The 24,885-nt window shown below is 59.8% G+C and carries 20 protein-coding genes and 1 pseudogene; 6 read left to right on the forward strand and 15 right to left on the reverse strand.

Going from position 1 to position 24,885, the window contains the following annotated elements; all coding sequences use genetic code 11:
- Window positions 1-3 precede the first annotated feature (3 nt).
- On the forward strand, window positions 4-870 hold the full coding sequence (locus P3G59_RS04835) for an HlyD family secretion protein (protein ID WP_277760656.1): 867 nt from the start codon (window positions 4-6) through the stop codon (window positions 868-870).
- Window positions 871-979: 109 nt separating this feature from the next.
- On the opposite strand, the gene P3G59_RS04840 is transcribed toward P3G59_RS04835, so the two are convergent.
- From P3G59_RS04840 to P3G59_RS04865, 6 genes are all read right to left on the reverse strand, one after another.
- Complete coding sequence (locus tag P3G59_RS04840; RefSeq protein ID WP_277760657.1) at window positions 980-1,804, reverse strand: SDR family oxidoreductase; 825 nt, start codon at window positions 1,802-1,804, stop codon at window positions 980-982.
- A 38-nt stretch (window positions 1,805-1,842) separates the two neighbouring features.
- Window positions 1,843-2,307, reverse strand: a complete 465-nt coding sequence (locus P3G59_RS04845; protein WP_095112632.1) for a multidrug transporter — start codon at window positions 2,305-2,307, stop codon at window positions 1,843-1,845.
- Window positions 2,308-2,572: 265 nt separating this feature from the next.
- On the reverse strand, window positions 2,573-4,024 hold the full coding sequence (locus P3G59_RS04850) for a mannose-1-phosphate guanylyltransferase/mannose-6-phosphate isomerase (RefSeq protein ID WP_277760658.1): 1,452 nt from the start codon (window positions 4,022-4,024) through the stop codon (window positions 2,573-2,575).
- A 207-nt stretch (window positions 4,025-4,231) separates the two neighbouring features.
- Entirely contained in the window at window positions 4,232-4,888 is a 657-nt protein-coding gene (locus P3G59_RS04855) for an alginate O-acetyltransferase AlgF (protein WP_277760659.1), read from the reverse strand.
- 14 nt (window positions 4,889-4,902) lie between these two features.
- Entirely contained in the window at window positions 4,903-6,078 is a 1,176-nt protein-coding gene (locus P3G59_RS04860; RefSeq protein ID WP_277760660.1) for an alginate O-acetyltransferase, read from the reverse strand.
- 10 nt (window positions 6,079-6,088) lie between these two features.
- Window positions 6,089-7,654 (reverse strand): MBOAT family protein, encoded by a 1,566-nt coding sequence (locus P3G59_RS04865; protein WP_277760661.1) that lies wholly within the window; start codon window positions 7,652-7,654, stop codon window positions 6,089-6,091.
- A 94-nt stretch (window positions 7,655-7,748) separates the two neighbouring features.
- Between P3G59_RS04865 and P3G59_RS29445 the strand changes: the two are divergent.
- Window positions 7,749-7,856: pseudogene (locus P3G59_RS29445) on the forward strand (metal ABC transporter ATP-binding protein); the annotation flags it as partial.
- Window positions 7,857-7,868: 12 nt separating this feature from the next.
- On the opposite strand, the gene P3G59_RS04870 reads toward P3G59_RS29445, so the two are convergent.
- The 9 genes from P3G59_RS04870 to yaaA form a co-directional block, all read right to left on the reverse strand.
- A complete protein-coding gene (locus P3G59_RS04870) occupies window positions 7,869-8,993 on the reverse strand; it encodes a mannuronate-specific alginate lyase (RefSeq protein ID WP_277760662.1) in 1,125 nt (374 codons plus the stop codon).
- 8 nt (window positions 8,994-9,001) lie between these two features.
- Window positions 9,002-10,462 (reverse strand): alginate O-acetyltransferase, encoded by a 1,461-nt coding sequence (locus P3G59_RS04875; protein WP_277760663.1) that lies wholly within the window; start codon window positions 10,460-10,462, stop codon window positions 9,002-9,004.
- A 10-nt stretch (window positions 10,463-10,472) separates the two neighbouring features.
- Window positions 10,473-12,059 (reverse strand): mannuronan 5-epimerase AlgG, encoded by a 1,587-nt coding sequence (algG, locus tag P3G59_RS04880; RefSeq protein ID WP_277760664.1) that lies wholly within the window; start codon window positions 12,057-12,059, stop codon window positions 10,473-10,475.
- A 26-nt stretch (window positions 12,060-12,085) separates the two neighbouring features.
- Window positions 12,086-13,573 (reverse strand): alginate export family protein, encoded by a 1,488-nt coding sequence (locus P3G59_RS04885; RefSeq protein ID WP_277760665.1) that lies wholly within the window; start codon window positions 13,571-13,573, stop codon window positions 12,086-12,088.
- On the reverse strand, window positions 13,570-15,075 hold the full coding sequence (gene algK / locus P3G59_RS04890; protein ID WP_277760666.1) for an alginate biosynthesis TPR repeat lipoprotein AlgK: 1,506 nt from the start codon (window positions 15,073-15,075) through the stop codon (window positions 13,570-13,572). The genes P3G59_RS04885 and algK overlap by 4 nt, the downstream gene beginning before the upstream one ends.
- A gap of 9 nt (window positions 15,076-15,084) precedes the next feature.
- Window positions 15,085-16,254: an alginate biosynthesis protein Alg44 gene (locus P3G59_RS04895; protein WP_277760667.1), complete on the reverse strand. Its 1,170-nt coding sequence runs from the start codon at window positions 16,252-16,254 to the stop codon at window positions 15,085-15,087.
- Window positions 16,255-16,289: 35 nt separating this feature from the next.
- On the reverse strand, window positions 16,290-17,771 hold the full coding sequence (gene alg8, locus P3G59_RS04900; protein WP_277760668.1) for a mannuronan synthase: 1,482 nt from the start codon (window positions 17,769-17,771) through the stop codon (window positions 16,290-16,292).
- Between the two features lie 85 nt (window positions 17,772-17,856).
- A complete protein-coding gene (locus P3G59_RS04905) occupies window positions 17,857-19,173 on the reverse strand; it encodes a UDP-glucose/GDP-mannose dehydrogenase family protein (protein WP_277760669.1) in 1,317 nt (438 codons plus the stop codon).
- Window positions 19,174-19,981: 808 nt separating this feature from the next.
- On the reverse strand, window positions 19,982-20,761 hold the full coding sequence (gene yaaA / locus P3G59_RS04910) for a peroxide stress protein YaaA (protein ID WP_277760671.1): 780 nt from the start codon (window positions 20,759-20,761) through the stop codon (window positions 19,982-19,984).
- A gap of 328 nt (window positions 20,762-21,089) precedes the next feature.
- Between yaaA and P3G59_RS04915 the strand changes: the two genes are divergently transcribed.
- The 4 genes from P3G59_RS04915 to P3G59_RS04930 all read left to right on the forward strand — a co-directional run bounded on the left by P3G59_RS04915 (window position 21,090) and on the right by P3G59_RS04930 (window position 24,885).
- Window positions 21,090-22,214: a polysaccharide deacetylase family protein gene (locus tag P3G59_RS04915; RefSeq protein WP_277760672.1), complete on the forward strand. Its 1,125-nt coding sequence runs from the start codon at window positions 21,090-21,092 to the stop codon at window positions 22,212-22,214.
- Between the two features lie 337 nt (window positions 22,215-22,551).
- Window positions 22,552-23,946: a PhoH family protein gene (locus P3G59_RS04920; RefSeq protein WP_277760673.1), complete on the forward strand. Its 1,395-nt coding sequence runs from the start codon at window positions 22,552-22,554 to the stop codon at window positions 23,944-23,946.
- A 226-nt stretch (window positions 23,947-24,172) separates the two neighbouring features.
- Complete coding sequence (gene moaC / locus P3G59_RS04925; RefSeq protein WP_007914310.1) at window positions 24,173-24,646, forward strand: cyclic pyranopterin monophosphate synthase MoaC; 474 nt, start codon at window positions 24,173-24,175, stop codon at window positions 24,644-24,646.
- Entirely contained in the window at window positions 24,643-24,885 is a 243-nt protein-coding gene (locus tag P3G59_RS04930) for a MoaD/ThiS family protein (RefSeq protein ID WP_277760674.1), read from the forward strand. Before moaC ends, P3G59_RS04930 begins: the two co-directional genes overlap by 4 nt.

The following is a 24,885-nucleotide window of genomic DNA, read 5'->3' on the forward strand; positions in this document are numbered from 1 at the left end:
TTGATGAAAAAGTTTTTCAGCCTGCTCGCAACCCTGCTGGTGCTGGCCCTGGCGCTGTGGATCGGCCGCACGTTGTGGGAGCATTACATGAACACGCCGTGGACCCGCGACGGCCGCGTGCGTGCCGACATCATCAACGTTGCCGCCGACGTCACCGGTGAAGTGATCGACGTGCCGGTGCGCGACAACCAGTTGGTGAAAAAGGGCGACCTGTTGATGCAGATCGACCCGGAGCACTACCGCATCGCGGTCAAACAGGCGCAGTCGCTGGTCGCCTCGCGCAAGTCGACGTGGGAGATGCGCAAGGTCAACGCCCATCGCCGCGCCGACCTCGACAACCTGGTGATCTCCAAGGAAAACCGCGACGACGCCAGCAACATCGCCGACGCCGCGCTCGCCGATTACCAACACGCGCAAGCACAACTGGAAGCCGCCGAACTCAACCTCAAACGCACCGAAGTGCGCGCGGCGGTCGACGGTTATGTGACCAACCTCAACGTGCATCGCGGTGACTACGCGCGCATCGGCGAAGCGAAAATGGCCGTGGTCGACATGAACTCGTTCTGGGTTTACGGCTTCTTCGAAGAAACCAAACTGCCCCACGTGAAAGTCGGCGACAAGGCCGACATGCAGTTGATGAGCGGCGAAGTCTTGAAGGGCCACGTCGAAAGCATCTCGCGCGGCATCTACGACCGCGACAATCCGGAAAGCCGTGAACTGATCGCCGACGTCAACCCGACGTTCAACTGGGTGCGGTTGGCCCAGCGAGTGCCGGTAAGGATTCACATTGATGAAGTGCCGGAGGGGGTTTTGTTGGCGGCGGGGATTACGTGCACGGTGGTGGTGAAGCAGGACGCTGGGGATAACTGACAGACTGAGGTGCTGCCATTCGCGAGCAGGCTCGCTCCCACACTGGATTCGCGTTGCACTGAAGATCCCTGTGGGAGCGAGCCTGCTCGCGAAGAACGGTAACGCGGTGTCAGAGTTGGCCGCGCAACCCGAACCGCCGCATCAACGTCGACTCCAGCAACCCCTTCGGCAGCAAAGCAGCCAACAACGGCAGCGCCCGACTGCCGTTGCCGATGCGGATCAGCCGTGGCGGCTTGCTCTGTTGCACTGCTTTTAACATTTGAGCGGCAAACTCACTGGCCGGTGTCGGCTTGTCCTGCGACGCCTTGGCCCGCGCGCGAATGCCCTCACGCAGCGGAAACCACGGCGATTGCTCATTGATCAATTGTTCGGCTTCATGCCCGGCGTTCTTGGCAAAGCTCGACTGGATCGCCCCCGGCTGCACTTCCATCACGCGAATGCCGAAAGGTGCCAGTTCCATGCGCAGCGCATCGCTCAACGCATGCACCGCTGCTTTCGAGGCGCAGTAAGCACCGGCAAATGGCGTGACCAATACGCCGGAAACACTGCCGATGTTCACCACCAGTCCTTTGGACCGGCGCAGGACCGGGAACAGCGCGCGGGTAACCCCGACAATCGAAAACACATTGGTTTCGAACTGGCGCTGCATGGCCGCTACACCGCCATCGAGCAACGGCCCCATGGCACCGTAACCGGCATTGTTGATCAGCACATCGAGGCCGCCGTGTTGCTGGTTGATGCGTTCGCCGAGTTGTTCCAGCGCTGCACCGTCGTTAACGTCCAGCTGGATCGCGGTGAACCCGGCAGCGGCCAGTGCGGCGACATCTTCAGCCTTGCGCGCCGTGGCCCAGACTTCGAAACCGGCGCTTTTGAACGCATCGGCGAGGGCGCGGCCAATACCGCTGGAGCAACCGGTTATCAACGCAACGGGCATGGCGCATTCCTTGTGCAAAAAGAGTGGGGAAGGGAGGATCAGTCGGAGAAACTACCCTGCAATCGCTCGGCGCGAAACTCCAGGGTTTGCGGGCGATAACCGGGACGCAGTGGCGGCATGGGCAGGCAGTCTTCCCAGTCGCCGCCGGCCTGCAACTCGCCGGGGCCACGATAGCGTGGCGCGGTGTATTGGTTGTCGGCCAGATTGACCGTGTCGCCCGGCGCATAGGCGGCGATGCGCCAGCGCAGTTCGGTCAGGGGCACGTCGTTGGCGTTTTTCATTTTCAGTTGCAGCGGGCGATCTGCTGGGCATTGTTCCGGGGCGTAAGCGATACGCATCTCAAGACGCGCCAGTTGCTTGACCTCGCGGTTGTCCAGCCACACCACCCACATGGCCACGAAACCCAGGCCAATCGCCGCCGCCACCGAAACCGGCAAGGCTTTGGCCGGGTAGCGTAAAAGGAGGATCAGCCAGGTGATGACCAGCAGAATGCCGATGAACATGTCGCACAACCTCGAGAGGAGAGAGGGTCATCCTACCTAAGCGTAGGTGAGGTTGGCGATGGGCAGGGGGACTTGAGGTGTCCGGCCGGGCCTCTTCGCGAGCAGGCTCGCTCCCACAGGGGAATGCATTTCAAGTGTGGGAGCGAGCCTGCTCGCGAAGAGGCCATTTCCGGCGACACAGAGTCAGGACAAAAAAAGCCCCCGCCCAACCCGCTGCGGATAGGGGACGCAGCGGGCTGGACGGGGGCTTCTTATTGCAGATCGATCACTGCGCGATGGTTTTCACCGACACGCCGCGCTCGATCGGGGTGGAGCGGCCGTAGATATCTTCGAAACGCTCGATATCGTCTTCACCCAGGTACGAACCCGATTGCACTTCGATGATTTCCAGCGGGATCTTGCCCGGGTTGCGCAGGCGATGCACCGAGGCGATCGGGATGTAGGTCGACTGGTTTTCGCAGAGCAGGAACACGTTGTCATCGCAAGTCACCTCAGCGGTGCCGCTGACCACGATCCAGTGTTCGGCGCGGTGGTGGTGCATCTGCAGCGACAGGCACGCGCCCGGTTTCACCGAGATGTGCTTGACCTGGAAACGCCCGCCCATATCCACCGAGTCATAGGAGCCCCACGGGCGATAGACTTCGCAGTGGTTCTGGGTTTCGCTGCGGCCCTGCTCGTTGAGCGTGTTGACCATCTGCTTGACGCCCTGAACCTTGTCTTTGTGGGCGATCATCATGGCGTCTTTGGTTTCGACCACGACGATATTTTCCAGACCGATCACCGACACCAGTTTGCCGTTGCCGTGGATCATGCAGTTCTTGCTGTCCTGAATCACCACATCACCTTTGGTGACGTTGCCGTTGGCGTCTTTCTCGTTGACTTCCCACAGCGACGACCAGCAACCGACATCGCTCCAGCCAGCGGTCAACGGCACGACGCAGGCGCGCTGGGTTTTTTCCATGACCGAGTAGTCGATGGAATTGTCCGGGCAGCAGGCGAAGGTGGCTTCGTCCAGCGTGACGGTGTCGGCGTCCTGCTGGCTGCGCTCGAGGGTCAGCAGGCAGGTGTCGTAGATGTCCGGATCGTGCTTTTTCAGCTCTTCGAGGAAGCGGCTGGCGCGGAACAGGAACATGCCGCTGTTCCAGTAGTAGCCGCCTGATTCGACGTACTCGGTGGCACGTTTGACGTCAGGTTTTTCAACGAAGTGCGAGACGCGGCTGACGCCTTCGGGCAGCAGCGAATCGCCGGTGGATTTGATGTAGCCGTAACCGGTTTCCGGTTTGGTCGCCGGTACGCCGAACAGGACCATTTCGCCATTTTCGGCGGCGACGGTGGCCAGGGCGAGGGCGCGTTGCAGGGCTTTCTGATCTTCCAGCACGTGGTCGGCCGGCAGCACCAGCATCAGTTCGTCACGACCTTCGTTGACCAGCATCATCGCGGTCAGCGCCACGGCCGGCGCGGTGTTGCGGCCGAACGGTTCCATGAGGATGCGCTGGCATTCCAGATTGCGATTGGCCAACTGCTCGTTGACGATGAAGCGGTGATCCTTGTTGCAGACCACGATCGGGGTGTCCATGCCTTCGAACACCAGACGCTCGAGGGTTTGCTGGAAGAGGGTGTGTTCGCCAGTCAGGGCGAGGAATTGCTTAGGGAACTGCTTACGCGAAAGCGGCCAGAGACGCGAACCGCTACCACCTGACAAGATCACCGGAATCATATTGTTTACTCCATAAAATCGATTGGTTAGAGGCACGAACGCTGTGTCGTTTCACTCTTGTTTTTGTCTCGTACCGAGAGGCCGCCGCATTCCCCTGTAGGAGCTGCCGAAGGCTGCGATCTGTTGATCTTGATCTTCAAAAACAAAGTCAAAAGATCGCAGCGTGCCGCAGCTCCTACAGGGGTCAGCGTCTCATCGGAAAAATAATTAGCGGGTCGATACCGGACGTTTCACCCAGACTGGCGACAGGCTGCTGCCGCTGCCGGTGACGTACAGCACCGCGGCTTCACCGCGTTCCAGCGCGACCGGCTTCACGTCGCCGACTTTCTTGTCGCCTTCGTACAGCGCCAGGCTGACTTTCACCGGGTTGATTTCACGTTCGCCACGGCCCTTGGCGGCCACGTTCGGCACCACGTCGGTCTTGCCGTCGGCGGTCTTGAGAGTCAGCGGTTTGTCGCTGAGGTTCTGCACGCGCACCAGGGATTTCTGCTTGTTCTTGAACGGCGGCTCTTCGATCAGTTGCGGCGCGCCGGAAGCGTTGTTGACCAGGGTGTAGTAGTGGTCACCGGCGAGTTTCACCGGCAGGGTCTGGCTGCCGATTTTGGCGCTGTAATCACCGCCCGGCATGAAGCTGAAGTCGCTGCTGGCCAATGGCGCAACGTCGCTCAGGTTGGTGCTGCCGACAGTCGCGCTGACTTCAGCGTTGCTGGCGTTGTAAACGCGCACAAAGGTCGAGCCTTTCGGTGCGGTCGGGCCGTACAGCGCAGCGTCGCCACCGGCGAAAGCCTGAACCGACAACACGCTCAGACCTGCAACCAGTGCAATGCGTTTTGCGAGACGACGAGGAGTAGTAGTGAAAGTCATGGTGTACCTCTCTTTCAGTTTTGCGCCCGATCGGGCGTCTCGGATTTAGTGTTGATGGCTACGTTTTGTTGGCGCGCGCCGGCTTGTTTAAGCTCTGCGACCCACTGCGGGTCGGCGTCACCGATTTCGTTGTTCACAGGCAGATAACGTTCAGGAAACTCCCAGATCAGCACCTGTGGCGGGCTGTTCTTGAAGTCATCGCTTTTCAGGTAGCTGAGCATCGGCAGGATCGGGCCGTGGCCGTCTTCGGCGTAGCTCACCACGTCGCTGTGCAGCGCTTGTTTCAGCGCACCGACGAAGTTCCAGTTGGGGTTGGCGCTGTAGCTGGTACCGACCAGTGCCACCGGCACTTCATGGCTGGCGAACAGCGCGTCGTCACCGGCAGGCTGATCGCCGGCCGCGACGGTGTTGCGCTTTTGCAGCGGCTCTTGCGCCGGCATCAGGTTTTCAAACAGCGGATCGAGCGGCAGGAACAAACGCAGGTCGCCCTTGTGCGTGACCTTCTCCGCCGGTGTGGTGACGAAGCGCTGCGGCTCGCCGCTGAGCGGGAACTTGTCGGCGATGGTTTTCGCCAGGGTGTTCGCCGCAATCTCGGCGCCCTCAGGTGTCCAGTGCGTGTCGGTGCGCAGGAACACTTGCTGACCGTTCTGCTTGGCCTGCTGGAAGGGCTTGAGCAGGTCGGGGGCGAGGATCTTGTCGGCTGCCACACGGTTGTGGAAATCCTGATACAGGTTGGCGTGGATGCTCGCCGGTTTCACTTCACCCAGATGCTCCGGGTACAAGCGAACCTTGGCCGGCACAATCGCCATCACCAGTTTCACGCCTTTCTCTTTCAGGGTCTGGCGCACGCCTTCGACCAGCGCATAGTTACCTTGCAGGTTCAGCTCTTCATTGACGATCGGGTTGAATTCCTCATCGCTGTACAACCACTGATCGCGACCGAGCACCACGCCCGGACGACCTTCGTTGAACAGTTTGAAATCCAGCGCGGCCCAGAGGTTGGTGCCCAGACGCTTGATCGGGAATTCATCGTCGTAGTGCGTTTCCACAGCCTTGGTCCAGCGGCCGTTGAGCACCGTTGCATCGGCGTTGGTGCTGAAGCCGAAGAAGCTGCGTACCGACCACAGACCGAGCACCAGCAGGGTCACCAGGAACAGGGCGATGTAGAAGATGCGTAATGAGCGGGTCATGTCAGATCCCTCAGAACTGGAAGTAAAGGAACGGCGAGAAGCTTTGCGCCGAGAGTTTGAGAATCGAGGCAATGAACAGCAGCAGGATCAGGCCGCGCATCACGTAATGTGACCAGTCAGCGCTCCAGTAGGCCGGTTGCACCTGGGCTTCGACGCCGACGGTGTAGCCAGGCTCATGGATGCTCGCCGGGTTTTCGCCAGGCGCTGCCTTGATCATTCCCGGGGTCGCGGTGGCAGGGCCGTTGGCCTCGACGTTGACTTCAGGTTTGGTTTTGGCTGGCGGCTGGTTGGTGTACAGATCGCGCAGGCCGAAGAACGCCAGCGTCACGTAAGCCACAACGAGGGTCGCCACTTGCAGACCGGTGAGGCTGGCCTGATTGAGTTCCGACAGCGACCAGTCGCCGAAGCTGAACATTGCGCCGTACATACGCCCGGCAACGTGCAGGTTCTCGGCACGGAAGATCACCCAGCCCATGACCACGAGCAGGAAGGTCAGCGCCCAGCGGATCGGGTTGAGGCTGCGTGGTGAAGTGTTCAGGCCCAGGGCTTTTTCAATCGCCAGCCACATCCCGTGCCAGGCACCCCAGACGATGTAAGTGATGTTCGCGCCGTGCCACAGACCACCGAGCAGCATGGTCAGGAACAGGTTGCGATAGGTCATCAGCGTGCCTTTGCGGTTGCCGCCGAGGGTGATGTACAGATAGTCACGCAGCCAGGTCGACAGGCTGATGTGCCAGCGGCGCCAGAACTCGGTGATCGATTGGCTGATGTACGGCTGCTTGAAGTTTTCCATGAAGCGGAAACCCATCATCAAGCCCAGACCGATGGCCATGTCGCTGTAACCGGAGAAGTCGAAATACAGCTGCGCGGTGTACGCCAGCGCGCCGAGCCAGGCATCGCCCGTGGTCGGGTTTTGCAGGGCGAAGCAATGGTCGGCGACCACCGCGAGGGTGTCGGCGATGAAGACCTTCTTGATGAAACCCTGCATGAACCGCGTGCAGCCCTCGGAGAACTTGTCGAGGGTATGGGTGCGGTTGTTGAACTGGTCGGCGAGGTCGCGGAAGCGCAGTACCGGGCCGGCAATCAGGTGCGGGAAGATCGCCACGAATGCAGCAAAGTCGATCAGGTTACGGGTGGCCGGGGTGTCGCCGCGATACACGTCGATGATGTAGCTGATCGACTCGAAGATGTAGAACGAGATACCGATCGGCAGCAGCACGTGGGTGAGGATGAACGGCTCAAGACCGACCGACGTCATCATCGCGTTGATGCTGTCGACGCCGAAGTTGGCGTACTTGAAGTAGCCGAGGATGCACAGGTCCACCGCGACGCCAAGCAACAGCCAGCGCTGCGCCGGTTTGGTTCTGACACCGGCGGCACCGACTTTGAGGCCGATCCAGTAGTTCCACAGCGTGACGGCGGCGAACAGCGCGAGGAAGTCCACACGCCACCAGGCGTAGAACACGTAGCTGGCGATCAGCAGCAGCAGGTTGCGATAGCGTTGCCCGCTCAAGTAGTACAAGCCGAGAAAGATCGGCAAGAACAGAAACAGGAACACGTTGGATGAAAATACCATCCCGATCTCTCCATGTTTGAACCAACAGTCAAGGGCCAAAGCCCCCCCAAACCCCCCACGAAAAACCGGCGGGCCAACTCACAAATCTCTAAACCTGACACTGGCCCCTGTGGGAGCGAGCCTGCTCGCGAAAGCGTCGTGTCAGTCGACATCACTTTTGAATGTCAGACCGTATTCGCGAGCAGGCTCGCTCCCACAGGTTTTGCGTCTGGTCTTACGAACCCTTGTTGCCCTTTTCATGGAACGGGTCGTAGACCTTGGTCAGGTCCCCGCCGAGGCGGAAGGTCTTGAACGGCTGCATGCCGCGCTTCTTCTCGATGACATCCGCCGGGCAGGTGTAGAGCGTGCAGAACGGTTCAAGCCAGGCGAATTTCATGTCCTCTTTCAAGTCGGTCATGTCCTGCTTTTTGCCGTTTTTCTTCTCGAATTCGTCCGGGTCTTTCACCCCCGACAACACTCGATCACCCAGACGTTTCAGCGCACCATTGTTTTCCTGACGCAAATCAACCCCGTTGACCTGGGCGAAACTGGCGATCATCGCCAGCGGCGGCAGGGCGTAGTTGTGATAGGCGAGGGCGCGTTGCTGGCGCTTGAGTTCGTTCGGCAGGTAACCGTCGGCATCGACTTGATTGGCGCCGACCTTGTATTCCTTCACCGCCCAGTCAAACAGGTCGCGGCGGTTGGTCGCGACCGAGGTCGCCATCACCGACCATGCGGCCCAGTACGAGTGGTTGTTGGTTTTTTCCAGTGGCAGGTTGTCCCAGTCGCTGACCACCTGATCGGCCATTTTGCTGAACCACGCTTCGATCTCCTGCGACTCTTGCTGGTGTTGAGCCAGCGGATGCGAGTCGGAGAATTTCAGGCGAATGTACGAAGACGCCATGCTGCCCAGCGCCCATTTGCGCATCGACTTGCCGGTGTGGTTGAAGTCTTTCGACATCAACGCGTCGGCCTTGGCCCACGCGGTCAACCAGTTGAGCGTGCAATCAAGCTGCTCCGGACGACCGTCGCGCATGAACTGCATCACCCGTTTGGCGGTGCCGCGTTCCAGCGTGGTGATGTCTTTGGTGGTGTCGCGGAAGGCTTTTTCCGACTGCACGTTCAGGGTCGAACGGGCCTTGTCCGAGCCTTCGTATTTGCTGCGAAATTGCAGCGGCCCGGTGTACGGCGCCGGCATTGCATCGCAGCCTTCGCTGTTATCGCCGGTCTTGAATTTATCCACAGGCGCGAAATAGCCCTGAGGTGGACGCAGTGGCGCGGCGGCCTGAGTCGCCCCGGCGAACATCGCCAGGCTCAGCAGCGTCGGTGCCAGAAAAGATTTCAATTTCGGATTTCGCATAGCAGACCTCATTGCCCGACCTGAGCGGTTTGTGGCCCAGCGCCCGGGAATACGTTGCGTTTGCAGATTTTCGCTTCGACTTTCTGTGGCGCGGTACCCGCTTCCGGGCCCTGGACTTCGACCGCCAGCAGGTTTTGCGAGGCCCAGTCTTCGTCCGTGCGCAGCTCAAAGGCGAAACGACCGTCGGTGTCGGAGGTTTCCGGTTTCTCGATCTTGATGTCCTCGTGGCGACCGTTCATGTACCAGAGGGTGGCTTGCAGGGTTTTCACCGAGGGGTCGGCGAAGCGGATGTCGACCTGATGGCTGCTGTTTTGCAGGTTCAGGTTCTTGCTGTTGACCAGCAGTTCTTGTTTGCCGCCAGGCTTGAGCGTGGTGCTCGCGGTCATCTGTGCGTCTTTGCCTTCGCAGCCGTTGTCGAGAAGAGACATCATCTGGCGATAGATGGTTTCCTGGTCGAGGCGGTACAGCGGCGAGAATTCCCAGATGAGAATTTTCGGCGGGGTCTTCTGGAATTCGTCGCTGCCGAGGTACTGCAACATCGAACCTTCCAGACCACCGCCGGGGAACGCGACGTTGAGAATGTCAGCACCGATGGCTTCTTCGAGGAAGCCGGCGAAGTTGTAGTTCTTGCCGCTGTGCGAAGTACCCACGAGGGTGATTTGCGGGTTGCCGGAATCGCCGAACAGATCGCCGTCGCCGGCCTCACCTTTCGGCTCGGTGGTGAACTGGTCCATGTACTGGATCGCGTAACTGGTGCCGCACAGTTGCCCGGCCATGTTGTGCAGGGTGCCGGTCTTGCCCATGCGCCCGGAGCGTTTGGTTTCGAATTCACGCTTGGGCACGTCGGCGAAGGCCGGGATCTGCTTGACCTTCTCGGCGACGATTTTCGCCGTGCGCTGCGCACCGTAGGGCGTCCAGTGCTGGTCGCCGCGGAAGTAGAAATCGTGGGCGGGCAGGGTGTCCGGCAGCGATTCGTTGGTCAGCGGCGACAGGTCTGGCACCACGTAGCCCATCTTGGCGAAACGGCCGAGCATGGTCTTGTAGTTGCCCAGCGCTTTCTCGTAATCGAACGCGGCTTTTTCCTGCGGGTTGAGCTTGTTGCGATTCACCAGACCTCGGGTCGGCTGGTAAACGATCACCAGCTCGACGCCTTTGGCCTTGAACGCATCGTGCAGCTGTTGCAGGCGTTTGTAGCCGGCCGGGGTGGTGTCGAACTCGGTACGCAGGTCTTCCTGAGTCCGGAACAGCCAGTCGCCTTGTGCCTGCACCAGGGTGGTGAAGTTCTGCTGGTAACGCGTGGTGTAGTTCTTCGCGTCATGGGCGGCCGGGCACAGGTTGCAGCACGGTTCGGCGCTGAACTTCGGCGGCGTGGCGGCGGCGCCTTCATCGGCGCGGGCGCCGTTGCTGGCCGCGAGAATGCCCACGGTCAGGGCCGACAGGCTGAGTAATCTGATCAAGTGTGGGTGCATAAAATTATCCTCAGTCCTGCAGTTCGGTCTGGCGTTCGACAGGGTCGATCAGCACGGCTTTCTGCTGGCGCACCAGCAGGTCGAGAATTTCATCCTGGCGCTCGCCGAGGATGCCGTTGAAGCTGATGCCGCTGGATTTGGTCGGCGCCAGCATCGACACGCGATACAGCTCGACACTCAAAGGCGAATCAATCGACAGCGGGCCGCTGCCGTTGGCCGCCAGTTCACCGCCGACGACGATCAGCGACACCTGCGCATCGAACGGGTCGAGCTTGATGTCACGGTCGGTGTCGGTGAGGTCCTTGATGTGCCCGTAGACGCCGGTCAAACCGTTGGCCATGGCGACGTTTTCGTAGAGGCGAATGTTCACGCTGTTACGAATGCGGATGCCGTGGCGCTTGTTGCTGATGACCTTGTTGCCCCACAGCAGGTTGTCGGCGGACTCGTAAAGGGTGATGCCGTCAGTGTGGTTCTTGTAGATCTCGTTGTAGGCAATGATGTTGTTGACGCTGTTACGGTCGATCACCAGGCCCGAGAGGTGGTTGTCGAAGCTTTTGTTGTTGAAGATGAAGCTGTCGTTGACCTCACGGGAAATAATGATCCCGTGCTTCTTCTTCGTACCGTGCACGGTGTTCTCGGCAATGATCAGGCCGTGGGAACGGTCGTGCGGGTCGATGCCGTAGACGATGTTGTCTTTGTAGGTGTTGCCCTTGACCACGAAGTCGCGGGTCTCGTAGCAGTAGAAGCCGTACCACATGTCGGAGAACTCGGAGCCGACGATCCAGCCCGTCGGCTCAGGACGCTTGAGGACCTTGGCCATGTTCGGCGTGTACTGGGAAATACTCACGCCGTACGACTTACTGTTGGCGTAGCCGAAACTGGCCATCTTGCTGTTGACGATGTAGGTCTCGGTGCCACCCCAGGCGAGCAGGAACGGACGGAATTCCTTCGGCGAGCGGAAGGTCGCCGGGCCGTTGTCCTTCTCGCGCCAGCCAGTGATTTTGGTGTCACGCACAAACAGCTGACCGTCGTTGACCAGGAACGAACCGGCCTCTTGCGACAGGCGCAATTCCTGGGTCTGACCGTCGATTTCGAGAATGCCTTTACGGCCGACCACGATCGGCAGCTTCGACAGGTACACGCCCGGCGAGGTCTCGCTGAAGTACTGCTTGGGCAGTTTCTGCGCCAGATCCTTGAGGTTCATGTAGCCGTCGTCGACGAAGATCGCCTGCGGGATGCCGTGCTGACGCACCACCCATTCGGCCATCTTGTTGTCGCCGCCGATGAAGTCCTTCAGCGCGTCTTCCTGCATCATCCGGCGCACGCTGATCTTGCCCGCTTTGCTGCGGTTGATCTTCGCGGCGGCGGCCTCGGCGGTGAAACCGGACAGGTCAGGCAGCTTCGGCTTGGCCAGTTGCAGCGCCTCGGTCGGCGCGCTGCTGACGGTGTAGGTCTTGGCTTGTTGCAGCTCTTTGGCGGTGGTCGCCGGTTTGCCCTGTTGGGGCACAGTCGGTTCCACCGTGGCGAAGGCGCCAGCGGAGGCCAGCAGCATGGCGCCGGCCAACAGGCTGAGCGAGCCTTTCCTTGCATGGTGCATGTCGGGCACTCCCTTGGCGGTTTGCATCAGAAGCGCCAGATCACGTCGATGAACGCGCGGTGCATGTACGAATCAACCTGCTTGCCATAGGCATCGCCCGGTTTGAACACACCGCCACGGAAACGCACCAGGGCCGATGGCTCGTCGATCGACTGGCTCAACGCCGCCGGCAACAGGCCTTGCTTGAAATACTTGGTGACGACCAGGTCCATCTCCTGACCCAGATCCTTGTTGCCGTCTTCAAGCGGCAGCGAGGTGCTGGAAAGGATCGCGCCGGTGGCGTCGTCGGTGTTGTTTTCCACGGCGTTGATGCCGTTGCTGCCCACCGGTTTGTTGCCGTCGACGCGCCAGAACTTGTGGTAAATCAGGCTGGCGTCGTACTCGTCGTTGACCATCCACGAACCGAACAACGTCGCGGTCTGCATGTTGTTCATTTCGCCACGGAAGGCTTCGCCGAAACGGTGAACGCGCGAGCGCGTACCGGTGTAGTTGGAGCGGTTGCTTTCCAGACCGTTCTGTTCGTAATCGGCGCTGGCGCGGGCGTAGGCACCACCGACTTGCCATTGCGGATCGAGGCGCAGACGCACGCCGATGTCGGTGGCCCAGCCGTTGACGTCATCGCTGCGCTTGGCTTGTGCCGGGCGCGAACCATCGGCGTTGAGGGCGTTGACCGAGTCGCGGTCGCCGCTCATGCCGGTGATGCTGCCCCAGTAATTGACGGTGTTGGTGTTGCGCCAGTTGTAGGCGTCGCTGTCGGCGGTGAGGCCGAGCCAACTGATGTCGCCGTTCTCGGTTTTATCCAGCGAGTCGCGGGGTACGCCCGGCTCGGCATAATCGAGTTTGCCGTCATCGTGGGTGTGGTGACCGCGAATGCCGACCCATTGCCCCGGTGTCCACTGGTAAGCGGCGTCGGCATAGGCGTGCAGGCGATCCTTGTCTTTCGGCGCCAGCTCTTTGAGGTCGGTGCGGTATTCGCTGAAGCGTTCGGCGACACCGGCGTTGGCGCGCAACAGGGTGGTGTCGAAGGTCCAGTTCAGCGCTTCGATGTTGGTGTCGCGCCATTGGCCGTCGTCGTTGCGCAGGCGCTGGCGACCGAACTTGAGGATCTCGCCCGGGTACGGAGTGAGGCCGCTGTAGCCGACCCAGAACTCGCGCATCGCCAGGTAGTTTTTCTTGGTTTTGCGATCACCGTTGTCGGTGGTCTGTGCGCCTTCGCTGTCGGACTGCTGCAGGGTGTCGGTTTCGATGATGTCGGTCGAGGTCACGGCCTGGCCCATGGCGTAAGCGCTCCACGCGCCGCTTTCGCCGTAGACCCACGGACGCAGGTCAAGGCCGACGCCGTTGACGTCGCCGCCCTTGGCGGTGCCGAGGTCACGGTCGTCTTCGGACTGGCCGGTGACTTTCACTTCGAGGCCGAAGTTTTTGCTTTCAGTCATCGCGGCCAGGGTCGGGCAAGACCAGATCAGCGCGAAGGTGAGGCCAATACCGGCTTTCACGAATGGATTCAACTTCATAATTTTTCCTCGCCGTCTTCTTCTTGCAGGGCGTGCAGTTGCAGCGTGTTCTGGTTCAGAGCGCCACGGCTGGCTTGCTCTTGTTGCAGCAGACGTTGGGCTTGGGCCAAGCGCTCGGGCGGCAGTTGCGCGGCGAGGGTGGTCGCCAGCTCATCGGCTTGCGGGGTGTTTTGCGCCTTGGCCAATTGGCTGAAGACGTAGGCGTTGACCGGGTCGGGCTGGGTGCCTTTGCCTTGCGAGAACAGTTGGGCGATGGCGAAATCGGCGCTGTTCTGGCCGTTGCGCGCAGCGGTCAGCAGATGATCGAGGGCTTTCTGCGGATAGACCTTGCCGAGGTAGCCCCGGCGATAGATCTGCCCGAGGTAGTAGTCGGCGGCGACTTCGCGGCCAACGGCTTTCTGGAAATGTTCTTCGGCGACTTTGGCGTCGGCCGGGACCATTTTGCCTTCGTAGTAGAGCTTGCCCAGCAACAGCTCGGCGCGCGGCTGGTCGGCGGCTCGGCCGTTGTCGAGGTACTTCATCATCTGGTCGACGTCGCCCAGTTCCGGGTAGTCGTAGAGCAATTGCGCGAGGGTCACCCACGACGCCGGGTAGCCCGGAGCGATCGGCTCGAGCAGCGACTGCGCGGTTTTTTCGTCAGGTTTGCCCAGGGTCGAATCGGCCAGTACACGGGCCACGGAATCGACGCGCTGCGCGGTGACGGTGCCACGGCTGTAACCGGCCTGCAGCTGCTTGATCAGCTCGGCCTGCTGCTCTGGCTGAGCACGTTTCTGGTAAACGGTGGCCAGTTCGACGTAGCAGATGTCGGTGGTGTTGAGCGCGGCTTTGCAGATTTTTTCCACGTCATCCAGGTGCTGGTCGTAGGTGCCTTGGGTGCGATACAGCAGCACCTGCGCCAGACCCGCTTCCGGGTAACCGGATTTGCGCCACTGATCGATCTGCTGCTGCGCGTTGATGTTCGGGAAGCTGTGCGGGTATTGCAGATACAGCATCGCCAGCGGGATCAACGTGTTGCCTTCGCCATTGGCGGCGGCTTTTTTCAGCAGGCTTTCGGCTTCCTGATGCTCGGCTTCGGTGGAACCCGGTTTGGCCACCAGCAGGCGACCGAGACGCGCCTGCGCACGCGGCGAAACACTGGCGGCGGCGCGGTAAGTCGCCTCGGCCTGTTTCATTTGCGCAGGGTCACGGCTGTCGACCTGGATATCGGCGAGGCCGACTTGCGCCTCGCTGTAACCCAGATCGGCCAGTTGCTGATAGTTCTGCGCGGCGGTGGCGGTGTCGCCACGCTTGAGCGCTTCGTTGGCCAGACGCTGATCGGGCAGGCCGGCGCAACCGGCCAGACTCACCGCCAATGCCAAGGCGCACACCGTCCCCCTGTAGGAGTGAGCCTGCTCGCGATTCAGGCAACTCGGTACATCAGACAAACCGCGGCGCTCCCATCGCGAGCAGGCTCGCTCCCACAGGGTCGGCGGTGTGTTGAAGATATGAGTAGTCACAGGCATGTCCTCGACTTAAAGACCGGCAGCCATGGCTTTGTCGATCAGCCAGTTCAGGTTCGGGCCACGGTCGCTGTTCACTTCCACCGGGCGGCCGGCGAGGCTGCTGTCGAGCGGCTCGTCAGGCTTGATCTGCACGCGGATGTCGGAGGACAGGTCTGCGCTTTTCAGGCTGGTGCTGCTGACAATCTTGCCGGAGCGGGTCTTGTCTTCGCCGGCAATCTGGAAGTTCACCGGGGTGCCCGGACGCACGTCGCCGAACTGGCGATAGGAGAAGCGCGCATCAACGTTGGCCAGGGTGTTGCGCGGCACCAGTTGGAAGATCACATCGCCCTTGCTCGCGTACTGACCGTCAGCCACCAGTTGCTGGGCCACGGTGCAGTCGCACGGCGAAGTCAGGGTGCCGGTCATTTGCTTGCCGAACAGTTCTTCCACCTTGGCCGGGGACAGTTGATCTTCTTCCAGATGGCCCTTGAGGACGTCGAGCATGCTGGTGCTGAAGGTCGCCAGTGGCGCGCCTTTGGCCGCAACGCCGTCGGACTTGACCAGGCTCTGCACGGTGCCGTCGCGCGGCATGGTGATGTTCATCCCCGGCACGCTGACGAGGCCAGCCTGCGCGTGGCTGACGAAGTACATGCTGTACACCGATTTGAAAATGAAACCCGCCGCGACCAGGCCTACCGCGAAAATGCCGGCGCTGAAGGTCACCGCTTTCAGGCGACCGAACGGGGTCATGCCAGAGCCGCCGTCCTTGACCTTGCGTGCCTTGGTGAAGTTGTCGCGCTGCAGGGTCGCCAGCACTTCACCGATGCTGACGATGTCGCCGGCCAGGTGCGAGGTGATCAAGTGGCGCAGGGTGGAAATGTCCTGCTGCTCGAGGTTCTGGAACTGGCAGCCGACTCGACCGGTCTGGCGGTCGTAGGAACGCACTTGCAGTTCAACGTCCATGGCCAGGCCGAGGTTGTCGATGACGAATTGCAGACGCGCCTTGTACACCTCGCCGAGGGTCAGCGGCATTTGCCCGGCGTTGAACGCCAGACCACCGGCGGACAGGTCGAGAACCCGCGCTTCAACCGGTGTCCGGTCGGGACCGAAAAAGCGCAGCTTGGCCGGGATTTTCACGCGGGCGTGTTGGCGCTGGGCTTCGGATTCATGCACTACGTTGGCGTTGACGGCGGTATTCATGGGGGCGATTTCCTTGTTAATTCAATAGGGGCAGGTCAGACCATCATCAGCAGCACGGCGACGAAAATGCTGCCGGCGGAGAAGGTCATGGTCCGAGACGACCAGGTGTTGAACCAACGTTGAAAGCTGGCGAGATCACGGGTCAGGGATGTGGGTTGGCGAGTCCAGGATTGTTGGTCGAGGCGGAAGAACACGTAGATCTTCACCAGCGCGCCGACGATCTGGTTGTAATAGAGAATCACCGGGTAAGCCGGGCCGATGCGGTGACCGGAGCACGACAGCAGCAGGGTCAGGATCAGACGGGTGATGCCGATCCACAGCAAGTAAACGAGGATGAACGCGGTGCCGTATTTGAAGCTGGCGATGAGCGCCACGGTCAGGCCGAGCAAGGAGGTCCACATCGACACGCGCTGGTCGAACAGCACCACCGAGGTGAAGGCGCCGAGGCGTTTCACACCCAGGCCCAGCGCTCGCGAGTTCTGGCGCAGGTTGTTGCCGTACCAGCGGAACATCAGTTTGCGGCTGGCCTTGATGAAGCTTTTTTCCGGCGGGTGTTCGACGGTGTTGATCGCTGCGTCAGGCACGTAAAAGGTGTCGTAGCCGAGGCGCATCAGGCTGAACCAGCTCGACTTGTCGTCGCCGGTCAAGAACTTGAAACGGCCCAGACGCCAGTGTTGCAGCGAATCGCTTTCAACGTCGGCGATGAATTCCGGGTTGGTCACCACGGTGGCGCGGAACACCGACATACGACCGGTCATGGTCAGCACGCGTTTGGACAGGGCCATCGAGCACATGTTGATGTGGCGCTGGGCGAAGCGCAGCTTGTGCCATTCGCTCATGATGTAGCCGCCGCGCACTTCGCAGAATTCGTTGGTGGTCAGGCCGCCGACGTTACCGAACAGCTGGAACCACGGCACGGTCTTGCGCACGGTGCCTTCGCCGAGCACGGTGTCGCCATCGATCACGGCCACCACGGCGCGGTCGTCCGGCAGGTGGCGGGAGATTGCGCGGAAACCATAGGCCAGGCCATCACGTTTGCCGGTGCCGGGAATGCGCACGAAGTCGAGCTTCACGCGGTCTGGCGGATTCATCCGCGCCCACAGTGCCTTGACCAGCAGCTCATCGGACATTTCGACGATCGAGCAGACCACGGTGGTCGGCAGTTCGCAGTCGATGGCTTCGCGGATCACCGAGCTGTAGACCTGCGCAGTCGTCAGCGCGTCGATACGGAAACTGGTGACCATCAGGAACACATGCGACGGGTCCGCCGCCTTACCCAGCTTGCGCACTTTGCGGCGCAGGTGCGGGTAAACGATGTAGAGAAAAATCATGCCGCGCACAAAGTGCGTTGCACCCATCGAGTAGCGCCAGATACCCACGGCGCCAATCAGGAAAATGAAGTCCTTCGACTCGGAGTCGAACGTGGACGTGGGCAGCATCAAGGCCAGGCCCATCAGCAGACTGAGATAAAAAAGCCAGCCGGCGGATTGCAGAAAAAAATGTTTGAGCTTGCTCATCAGCGTCATCCGAAGGTGATGGAGGCTTCAAGCCGCAAGCGTGGTGCCTTTGCTTGCGGCTTGAAGCTTGAGGCTTGCTGCTGCCTTACCAGCAAATGCCTTCGGTACGGGTGCCGGCGTCGGTGGCCTTGGCCATGAAACCGACTAGGTCGATGACCTGTTTGCCGTGCGGTGCCTGCTGCGCCAGCGCGCGGAACTTCTCGTCGCGGTTACCCAGGATGATCACGTCGGAGTTGTCGATCACCGAATCGAAGTCCGCGTTGAGCAGGGACGACACGTGCGGGATTTTCGACTCGATGTAGTCCTTGTTCGCGCCGTGAACACGGGCGTACTCGACGTTGCTGTCGTAGATGCTCAGGTCGTAACCCTTGCCGATCAGCATTTCGGCCAGTTCCACCAGCGGGCTTTCGCGCAGGTCGTCGGTGCCGGCCTTGAAGCTCAGGCCGAGCAGGGCGACTTTGCGTTTGTCGTGGCTTTCAACGATGTCGAAGGCGTTCTGCACTTGCGATTCGTTGCTGCGCATCAGCGAGTTGAGCAGCGGCGCTTCGACGTCCAGGGAACCGGCGCGGTAGGTCAGGGCGCGCACGTCTTTTGGCAGGCACGAACCGCCGAAGGCGAAGCCCGGGCGCATGTAGTACTGGGACAGGTTGAGGGTCTTGTCCTGGCAGACCACTTCCATCACTTCACGGCCATCGACGCCGACCGCTTTGGCGATGTTGCCGATCTCGTTGGCGAAGGTCACTTTGGTCGCGTGCCAGACGTTGCAGGTGTACTTGATCATCTCGGCAACGGCGATGTCCTTGCGGATGATCGGTGCGTCGAGTTCTTCGTACAGCGATTGCAGAACGTCGCCCGAGGCCTTGTCGAACTCGCCGATGACGGTCATCGGTGGCAAGTCGTAGTCGGCGATGGCGGTGGATTCGCGCAGGAACTCAGGGTTGACCGCAACGCCGAAGTCGACACCGGCCTTCTTGCCCGAGCAGTCTTCGAGAATCGGGATCACCACGTTGGCAACGGTACCCGGCAATACGGTGCTGCGCACGACAATGGTGTGGCGGGTGGTTTTTTCACGCAGGACAAAACCGATCTCGCGGCATACCGCTTCGATGTAGTTGAGTTCCAGGTCGCCATTCTTCTTGCTCGGCGTGCCGACGCAGATCATCGACAGGTCGGTGTCGCGAATCGCTTCGGCGAAGTTGGTCGTGCCACGCAGACGACCGGTCTGAATACCTTGTTGCAGAAGTTCGCCCAGACCCGGTTCAACAATGGGGGATTTGCCAGCGTTGATCATGTCGATCTTGTCTTTGGCAACATCGACGCCAACCACGTTATGGCCCCGTGCAGACAGGCAACCGGCACATACTGCGCCAACGTAACCCAAACCAAATATGCTGATGCGCATCGCAATTACCTCTGTATATATCAGGCCTTAGAGGGCCGGAGTTAATGGTGTTCAGCGTTCACTAGTGCACTCGAAAGTGCGGCTTACAGGCGCCACAATGCCGTGTGCAGGCATAGAAAGTTCCGAGTGTCTAAATAAGTGCACTCAAGATGTGCGCAACCAGGCCTTATAGTTATGACTTGCCCTGTTATGCAGCGGATCTTCTTTGTGGAAGACTCTCGTGCAATCGTCTTGCGCGCTCAATGTCAGGCGAAAAGCCCGTAGATCAAGCGGTCTGGTGCTCTGGCGAGCACGTTTATAGGGGCGCGGCCATGGCCTTGTAGGGGATATTAATGCTGCCTATCTCCTGTCCTTCGTTTGTTTTGAGACTAGTTAGTCATCTAGGCAAGTTGCTGTGACAACTTGGTTACATGGCTATCTGCTCCGCGTAAGTTATCTCGTACAAACTCGGCGAGAATCGTTACCGGTGGTATGAGCTACGCATTTGGACATAGTTCCAGTCCGCTCATCGCGCGATCTGAAATTTCTTGAAATATTGCCGAAGATGGCACTGGTCTCAATTTGATAGCACTTTCCGTTTCGCCCTTTATTACTAGGCGGATACTAGCGCTCGATAGTTTTGTGCCACTACTGTGAAAAAATTTAGGTGCCACTACTGAAAAAAATGATCAGTGTCGAGTGAAACTAAAATTAGAAAGGATAGGGAATATTTTCTGGCGCCATAAAAATGGCGAAATAAGGCGAGGGATTTTTGACATCGTGCGAGCTGCACGACTCTTTATAGAAAGAGTCGTGCATTGGGCATGCTTTATTCGGGGGCGTGGTCGCGCAAAAACACCAGATTGTCCGGTTTCGACTGCTCGGCGCTGTAGCGATAACCCTGCACATCGAACTGCTTGAGCAGGGCCGGATCGTTGATCTTTTCCTGGATCACGAATCGGCTCATCAGGCCACGGGCCTTCTTTGCATAGAAGCTGATGATCTTGTACTGGCCGTTCTTCTGATCCTTGAACTCGGTGTTGATGATCCGCGCGTTCAGCGCCGTGCGTTTAACCGCCGAAAAGTATTCGTTGGAGGCGAGATTGAGGAGTACATCGTCGCCCTGTTCGACCAGCGCTTCGTTCAGCCATTCGCTGATGCGCGTGCCCCAGAAGGCGTACAGGTCTTTGCCGCGGGCGTTGGCCAGTTTGGTGCCCATTTCCAGGCGATACGCTTGCATCAGGTCGAGCGGACGCAGCAGCCCGTAGAGGCCGGAGAGCATGCGCAGGTGTTTTTGCGCGTAATCGAAGTCGGTTTCGCTGAAGGACTGTGCGTCGAGACCGGTATAAACGTCGCCCTTGAACGCGAGCAGCGCCTGCTTGGCGTTTTCCGGGGTGAATGCTGGCGTCCAGCTGCCGAAACGTGCGGCGTTGAGCCCGCCGATCTTGTCGGATACGTGCATCAGTTCGCTGATCTGCGCCGGTGTCAGATCGCGCAATTGCTGGATCAGCTCCTGGGAATGGTCGAGGTATTGCGGCTGGGTGAAGCGCTGGGTCGCCGGCGGTGTTTCGTAATCGAGGGTCTTGGCGGGGGAAATCACCATCAGCATGAAGTCTTCTCCTTTAATCGTGGGGGCGATTCTAGGGGGTTGGGGCGGTTGACTCCAGCTATGGGGGTTATAGGCATGTTCCAGCCCGGGCATTTGCGACGGCTGGTGGATTTTTCCCTCACCCTAGCCCTCTCCCAGAGGGAGAGGGGACCGACCGAGTGGCTCTTTCGATATCCGCCGACCTGAGCTATCGAGTTGAATGCTGATTTTGAAATCAACGAAGATCGGCTCCCTCTCCCTCCGGGAGAGGGCTGGGGTGAGGGTAGCGTCCGTGAATCTTGCACATCAGCTATAGTGCCGCGCGGGTTTTGTTATGGAGACATCCCTTTTGCGCATTGTTCTTTTATTCGCCGCGTGGCTGTTGAGCGTCGGTGCCGTCGCGGCGCCGGGCGATGTGGCGACGCTGGATCGCAGCACCTGGCCTGAGCAGCTCAGCAACCCGACGCTGTTTGACGTGGCTTCACGGGCGGAAATCCTCATGTTCGCCCGGGGCCTGCTCGGCACTGAATCGATGGACGAAGCCGCGCTGGCTCAGCGTCTGGGCCTGCGCACGGTCAATATCGACGCGGTCAACAGCCTGCGCCAACGCCTCTGGCAGCGCCTGTTGAGCAACTACAACTACGCCCAGCAAAGCTGTGATCAGGACGCCTCGTTCTGTTTCCTCGTCGAAGACCTGCCGACCCTGCGCGAGCAAGCCGCCAAGTTCGTGGTCAGCGACGACAGCTATTACACCAAGTGGGCTGAACCGAGCCGGATCTTCCATTTGCAGTATCTGGATGAGTTGATGCGCAAGGCGGCGTTGTCACCGCAGACCAGCAATGAATTCGATCGTTTCGGTGACTACGAGCGCAACGGCGACGAGATGCACGACCGGCTGTTTCTGCTGACCTTCGATAGCGCCGCCAATGTGCAGCCGGACAACACTGACTGGCTCACCGAATACCTGCGCAAGTCGAACCTGAGCGGTACCTTCTTCGTATTGGGCAAGGATATTCAGGCGCGCCTGGCTGATCGTTCGGTGAGCGGCCTGCAGGCCGGGTTCTCGAAACAGTGCGTCGGTGTGCAGGGTTGGGAGTTCCGCTCCCACAGCCATTGGCAGGACTGGCAGGATTCGGTGCGGCGCAGCGCTGATCTGGTGAAAAGCAAGTTGCCGGAAAACTACGTGCCGCTGTTCCGGCCGCCGGAAGGGCAGCGCCGCAGCGACGCCCAGGGTTTCTTCAACACCCAGGGCCTGCAAGTGGCGCTGTGGGACATCGATGCCCAGGACGGCGCCGGCAAACTCAAGGGTGCCCCGAGCGCGCAGCGGGTACTGACGCTGATGTTGCTGTGGCGACACGGGGTGATCAATTTCAACCTGAAACAGGACGCGGTGAAGACCTCGTTGCCGTGGCTGATCACGCAAACCGCGCAGAGCGGCATCGGTTGGGAAGACTGTCAGGACGCATTTCGCTGAGAAACGCTGAAAGCCCGGAAACATTGGGCTTGGGGCGAATTTTTTGAAGAATTCGTTGCAGGCGGACTTCCGACTTTAGCGGGCTATGGACAGTCCGCCAAGGGCTTTTCGTCACTCTGCAAAATAAACTTAAAAAAACCGTCAAAGTACTTTTTTATGTCATCGGTTTTGGAGTATTACGAAGACAGACCGCCGAAACCTGCAACACAGGTGGCGTCTTCCAAGACCCGTTTGTTTGCAGTCACTTGAATCTCCGCAGGTGAGATTTCGGCAGTCACTTCGAGGCGCAGCACCGCCCAGGTATTGCGTCTACTGGCTCTGACAAAGGTGACCGAGTATGGATGATCACGGACGTAGCCCTTCCTCCAACCAGCCAATCCTTTATGTACTCGATACCAACGTATTGATTCACGATCCAAACGCCCTGCTGAATTTCGAAGAACACCACGTCGCGATCCCGATGACCGTGCTTGAAGAGCTGGACAAGCTCAAGAGCGGGCATCACAGCGTGGCCGCCGAATGCCGTCAGGCCATCCGGCTGATCGACAAGACCCTGGGCGATGCGTCCCCGGAAGATGTCGAACTGGGTGTGCCGATCCAGCGCGGTAAAGGCGGGCCGAAGGGCTTGCTGTCAATTCTGATGAGCAAGCAGGCCGAATCGAATCTGATTCTGCCCGAGCACCTGAACGACAACAAAATCATCAACCAGTTGATCGACCTGCACACTCGCGAACCGAAAAAACCGGTGGTGCTGGTCACCAAAGACATCAACATGCGCCTCAAGGCGCGTGCCTGCGGGATCGATGCCGAGGATTACAGCACCGACCAACTGGTCGATGACGTGTCCCTGCTGCCCAACGGCTACCACAACATGACCGGCTCATTCTGGGACCGCGTGAGCAAGGTCGATACCCGTCAGGATCACGGCCGCACCTGGCATCAGGTGCAATTGATCGACAACCTGCCGGCGGTGCACATCAACGAGTTCATCATTGACGAACAGGGCTTTGTCGGCTGGATCAAGGAGATCGACGAGGCCAAGCTGCTGATCCTCGACCTGCATCAGGAACCGCTGTTGCATCAAGAGGCCTGGGGGCTCAAACCGCGCGACATCTATCAAAGCCTGGCGCTGTACGCGCTGCTGGATCCGGACATTCATCTGGTCAACCTGTCGGGTGCCGCCGGTTCCGGTAAAACCATTCTGGCGCTGGCCGCTGCGATCGAGCAGACCATGGTCAGCAAACGTTATCGCCGCATCATCGCGACGCGTAGCGTGCAGGGCCTGGACCAGGAAATCGGTTTCCTGCCCGGCACCGAAGCGGAAAAAATGGAGCCGTGGCTGGGTGCCATCACCGACAACCTCGAAGCCTTGCACATGGATGACGAAAACACCCATGGCAGCGTCGATTACATCCTCAGCAAAGTGCCGTTGCAGTTCAAGTCGCTCAACTACATTCGCGGTCGCAGCTTCCAGCAGAGCCTGATCCTGATCGACGAATGCCAGAACCTCACGCCACACCAGATGAAAACCATCATCACCCGTGCCGGCGCCGGTTCCAAAGTGGTGTGCCTGGGTAACCTGGCACAGATCGATACCCCTTACCTGTCCGCGACCAGCTCCGGACTGACCTACCTGACCGAACGCTTCAAGGATTTCCCCAACGGTGTGCACATCACCCTGCAAGGGGTGCCTCGCTCGATTCTGGCCGAATACGCCGAATCGCATCTGTAATCCTTCAGCCAAAACCGGGCGGCCCAACAGCCGCCCGGTTTTTTATGCCCGAACACAAATCCCCTGTAGGAGCTGCCGAAGGCTGCGATCTTTTGATCTTGTTTTTAAAAATCAAAGTCAAAAGATCGCAGCCTTCGGCAGCTCCTACACGAAGAACACCATATTCGTGCGTGCGGAAATTTGACCCGCAGGTTTACAATTGACGCTCCTGATCAGGAGTAATCCCGTGCTGACTCATCTCGATTCCCAAGGTCGCGCCAACATGGTCGACGTCACCGAAAAAGCCGTGACGTTTCGTGAAGCGACGGCCCAAGCGCTGGTGCGCATGCTCCCTGCAACGCTGCAGATGATTGTCAGCGGCGGCCACCCAAAGGGTGACGTGTTCGCCGTGGCGCGTATTGCCGGCATTCAGGCCGCAAAAAAAACCAGCGATCTGATTCCCCTGTGCCACCCGCTGATGCTCACTGGCGTCAAAGTCGAGCTCAGCGCTGATGGCGAAGACACCGTGCGCATCGTCGCTCGCTGCAAACTGTCCGGGCAGACCGGCGTCGAGATGGAAGCGTTGACGGCTGCCAGCGTCGCCGCCCTGACCATCTACGACATGTGCAAAGCCGTCGATCGTGGCATGACCATCGAAAGCGTGCGTCTGCTGGAGAAGGTCGGCGGCAAGAGCGGGCACTTTCAAGCGGAGCAGCCATGAACCTGACCGTGAAGTTTTTTGCCCGTTACCGTGAAGCGCTGGGCGTGGATTCGGTCAAGGTTGAAGGCGATTTTGCTAGCGTAGACGACGTGCGCGCATTGCTCGCGCAACGTGATGGCGCCGAGGTGCTAAGCGAGCAGAACCTGATGTGCGCACGCAACGAAGACCTCTGCCAACTCGATGAGCCGGTGGTCGATGGCGACGAAGTGGCGTTTTTCCCCACCGTGACCGGAGGCTGA

The sequence above is a fragment of the Pseudomonas sp. A34-9 genome (genome assembly GCF_029543085.1).
Classification (GTDB): domain Bacteria; phylum Pseudomonadota; class Gammaproteobacteria; order Pseudomonadales; family Pseudomonadaceae; genus Aquipseudomonas.

Coding starts and splice junctions, on each gene's coding strand:
- P3G59_RS04835 (WP_277760656.1), top strand. CDS start 4: ATGAAAAAGTTTTTCAGCCTGCTCGCAACCCTGCTGGTGCTGGCCCTG.
- P3G59_RS04840 (WP_277760657.1), bottom strand. CDS start 1,804: ATGCCCGTTGCGTTGATAACCGGTTGCTCCAGCGGTATTGGCCGCGCC.
- P3G59_RS04845 (WP_095112632.1), bottom strand. CDS start 2,307: ATGTTCATCGGCATTCTGCTGGTCATCACCTGGCTGATCCTCCTTTTA.
- P3G59_RS04850 (WP_277760658.1), bottom strand. CDS start 4,024: ATGATTCCGGTGATCTTGTCAGGTGGTAGCGGTTCGCGTCTCTGGCCG.
- P3G59_RS04855 (WP_277760659.1), bottom strand. CDS start 4,888: ATGACTTTCACTACTACTCCTCGTCGTCTCGCAAAACGCATTGCACTG.
- P3G59_RS04860 (WP_277760660.1), bottom strand. CDS start 6,078: ATGACCCGCTCATTACGCATCTTCTACATCGCCCTGTTCCTGGTGACC.
- P3G59_RS04865 (WP_277760661.1), bottom strand. CDS start 7,654: ATGGTATTTTCATCCAACGTGTTCCTGTTTCTGTTCTTGCCGATCTTT.
- P3G59_RS04870 (WP_277760662.1), bottom strand. CDS start 8,993: ATGCGAAATCCGAAATTGAAATCTTTTCTGGCACCGACGCTGCTGAGC.
- P3G59_RS04875 (WP_277760663.1), bottom strand. CDS start 10,462: ATGCACCCACACTTGATCAGATTACTCAGCCTGTCGGCCCTGACCGTG.
- algG (WP_277760664.1), bottom strand. CDS start 12,059: ATGCACCATGCAAGGAAAGGCTCGCTCAGCCTGTTGGCCGGCGCCATG.
- P3G59_RS04885 (WP_277760665.1), bottom strand. CDS start 13,573: ATGAAGTTGAATCCATTCGTGAAAGCCGGTATTGGCCTCACCTTCGCG.
- algK (WP_277760666.1), bottom strand. CDS start 15,075: ATGCCTGTGACTACTCATATCTTCAACACACCGCCGACCCTGTGGGAG.
- P3G59_RS04895 (WP_277760667.1), bottom strand. CDS start 16,254: ATGAATACCGCCGTCAACGCCAACGTAGTGCATGAATCCGAAGCCCAG.
- alg8 (WP_277760668.1), bottom strand. CDS start 17,771: ATGAGCAAGCTCAAACATTTTTTTCTGCAATCCGCCGGCTGGCTTTTT.
- P3G59_RS04905 (WP_277760669.1), bottom strand. CDS start 19,173: ATGCGCATCAGCATATTTGGTTTGGGTTACGTTGGCGCAGTATGTGCC.
- yaaA (WP_277760671.1), bottom strand. CDS start 20,761: ATGCTGATGGTGATTTCCCCCGCCAAGACCCTCGATTACGAAACACCG.
- P3G59_RS04920 (WP_277760673.1), top strand. CDS start 22,552: ATGGATGATCACGGACGTAGCCCTTCCTCCAACCAGCCAATCCTTTAT.
- P3G59_RS04930 (WP_277760674.1), top strand. CDS start 24,643: ATGAACCTGACCGTGAAGTTTTTTGCCCGTTACCGTGAAGCGCTGGGC.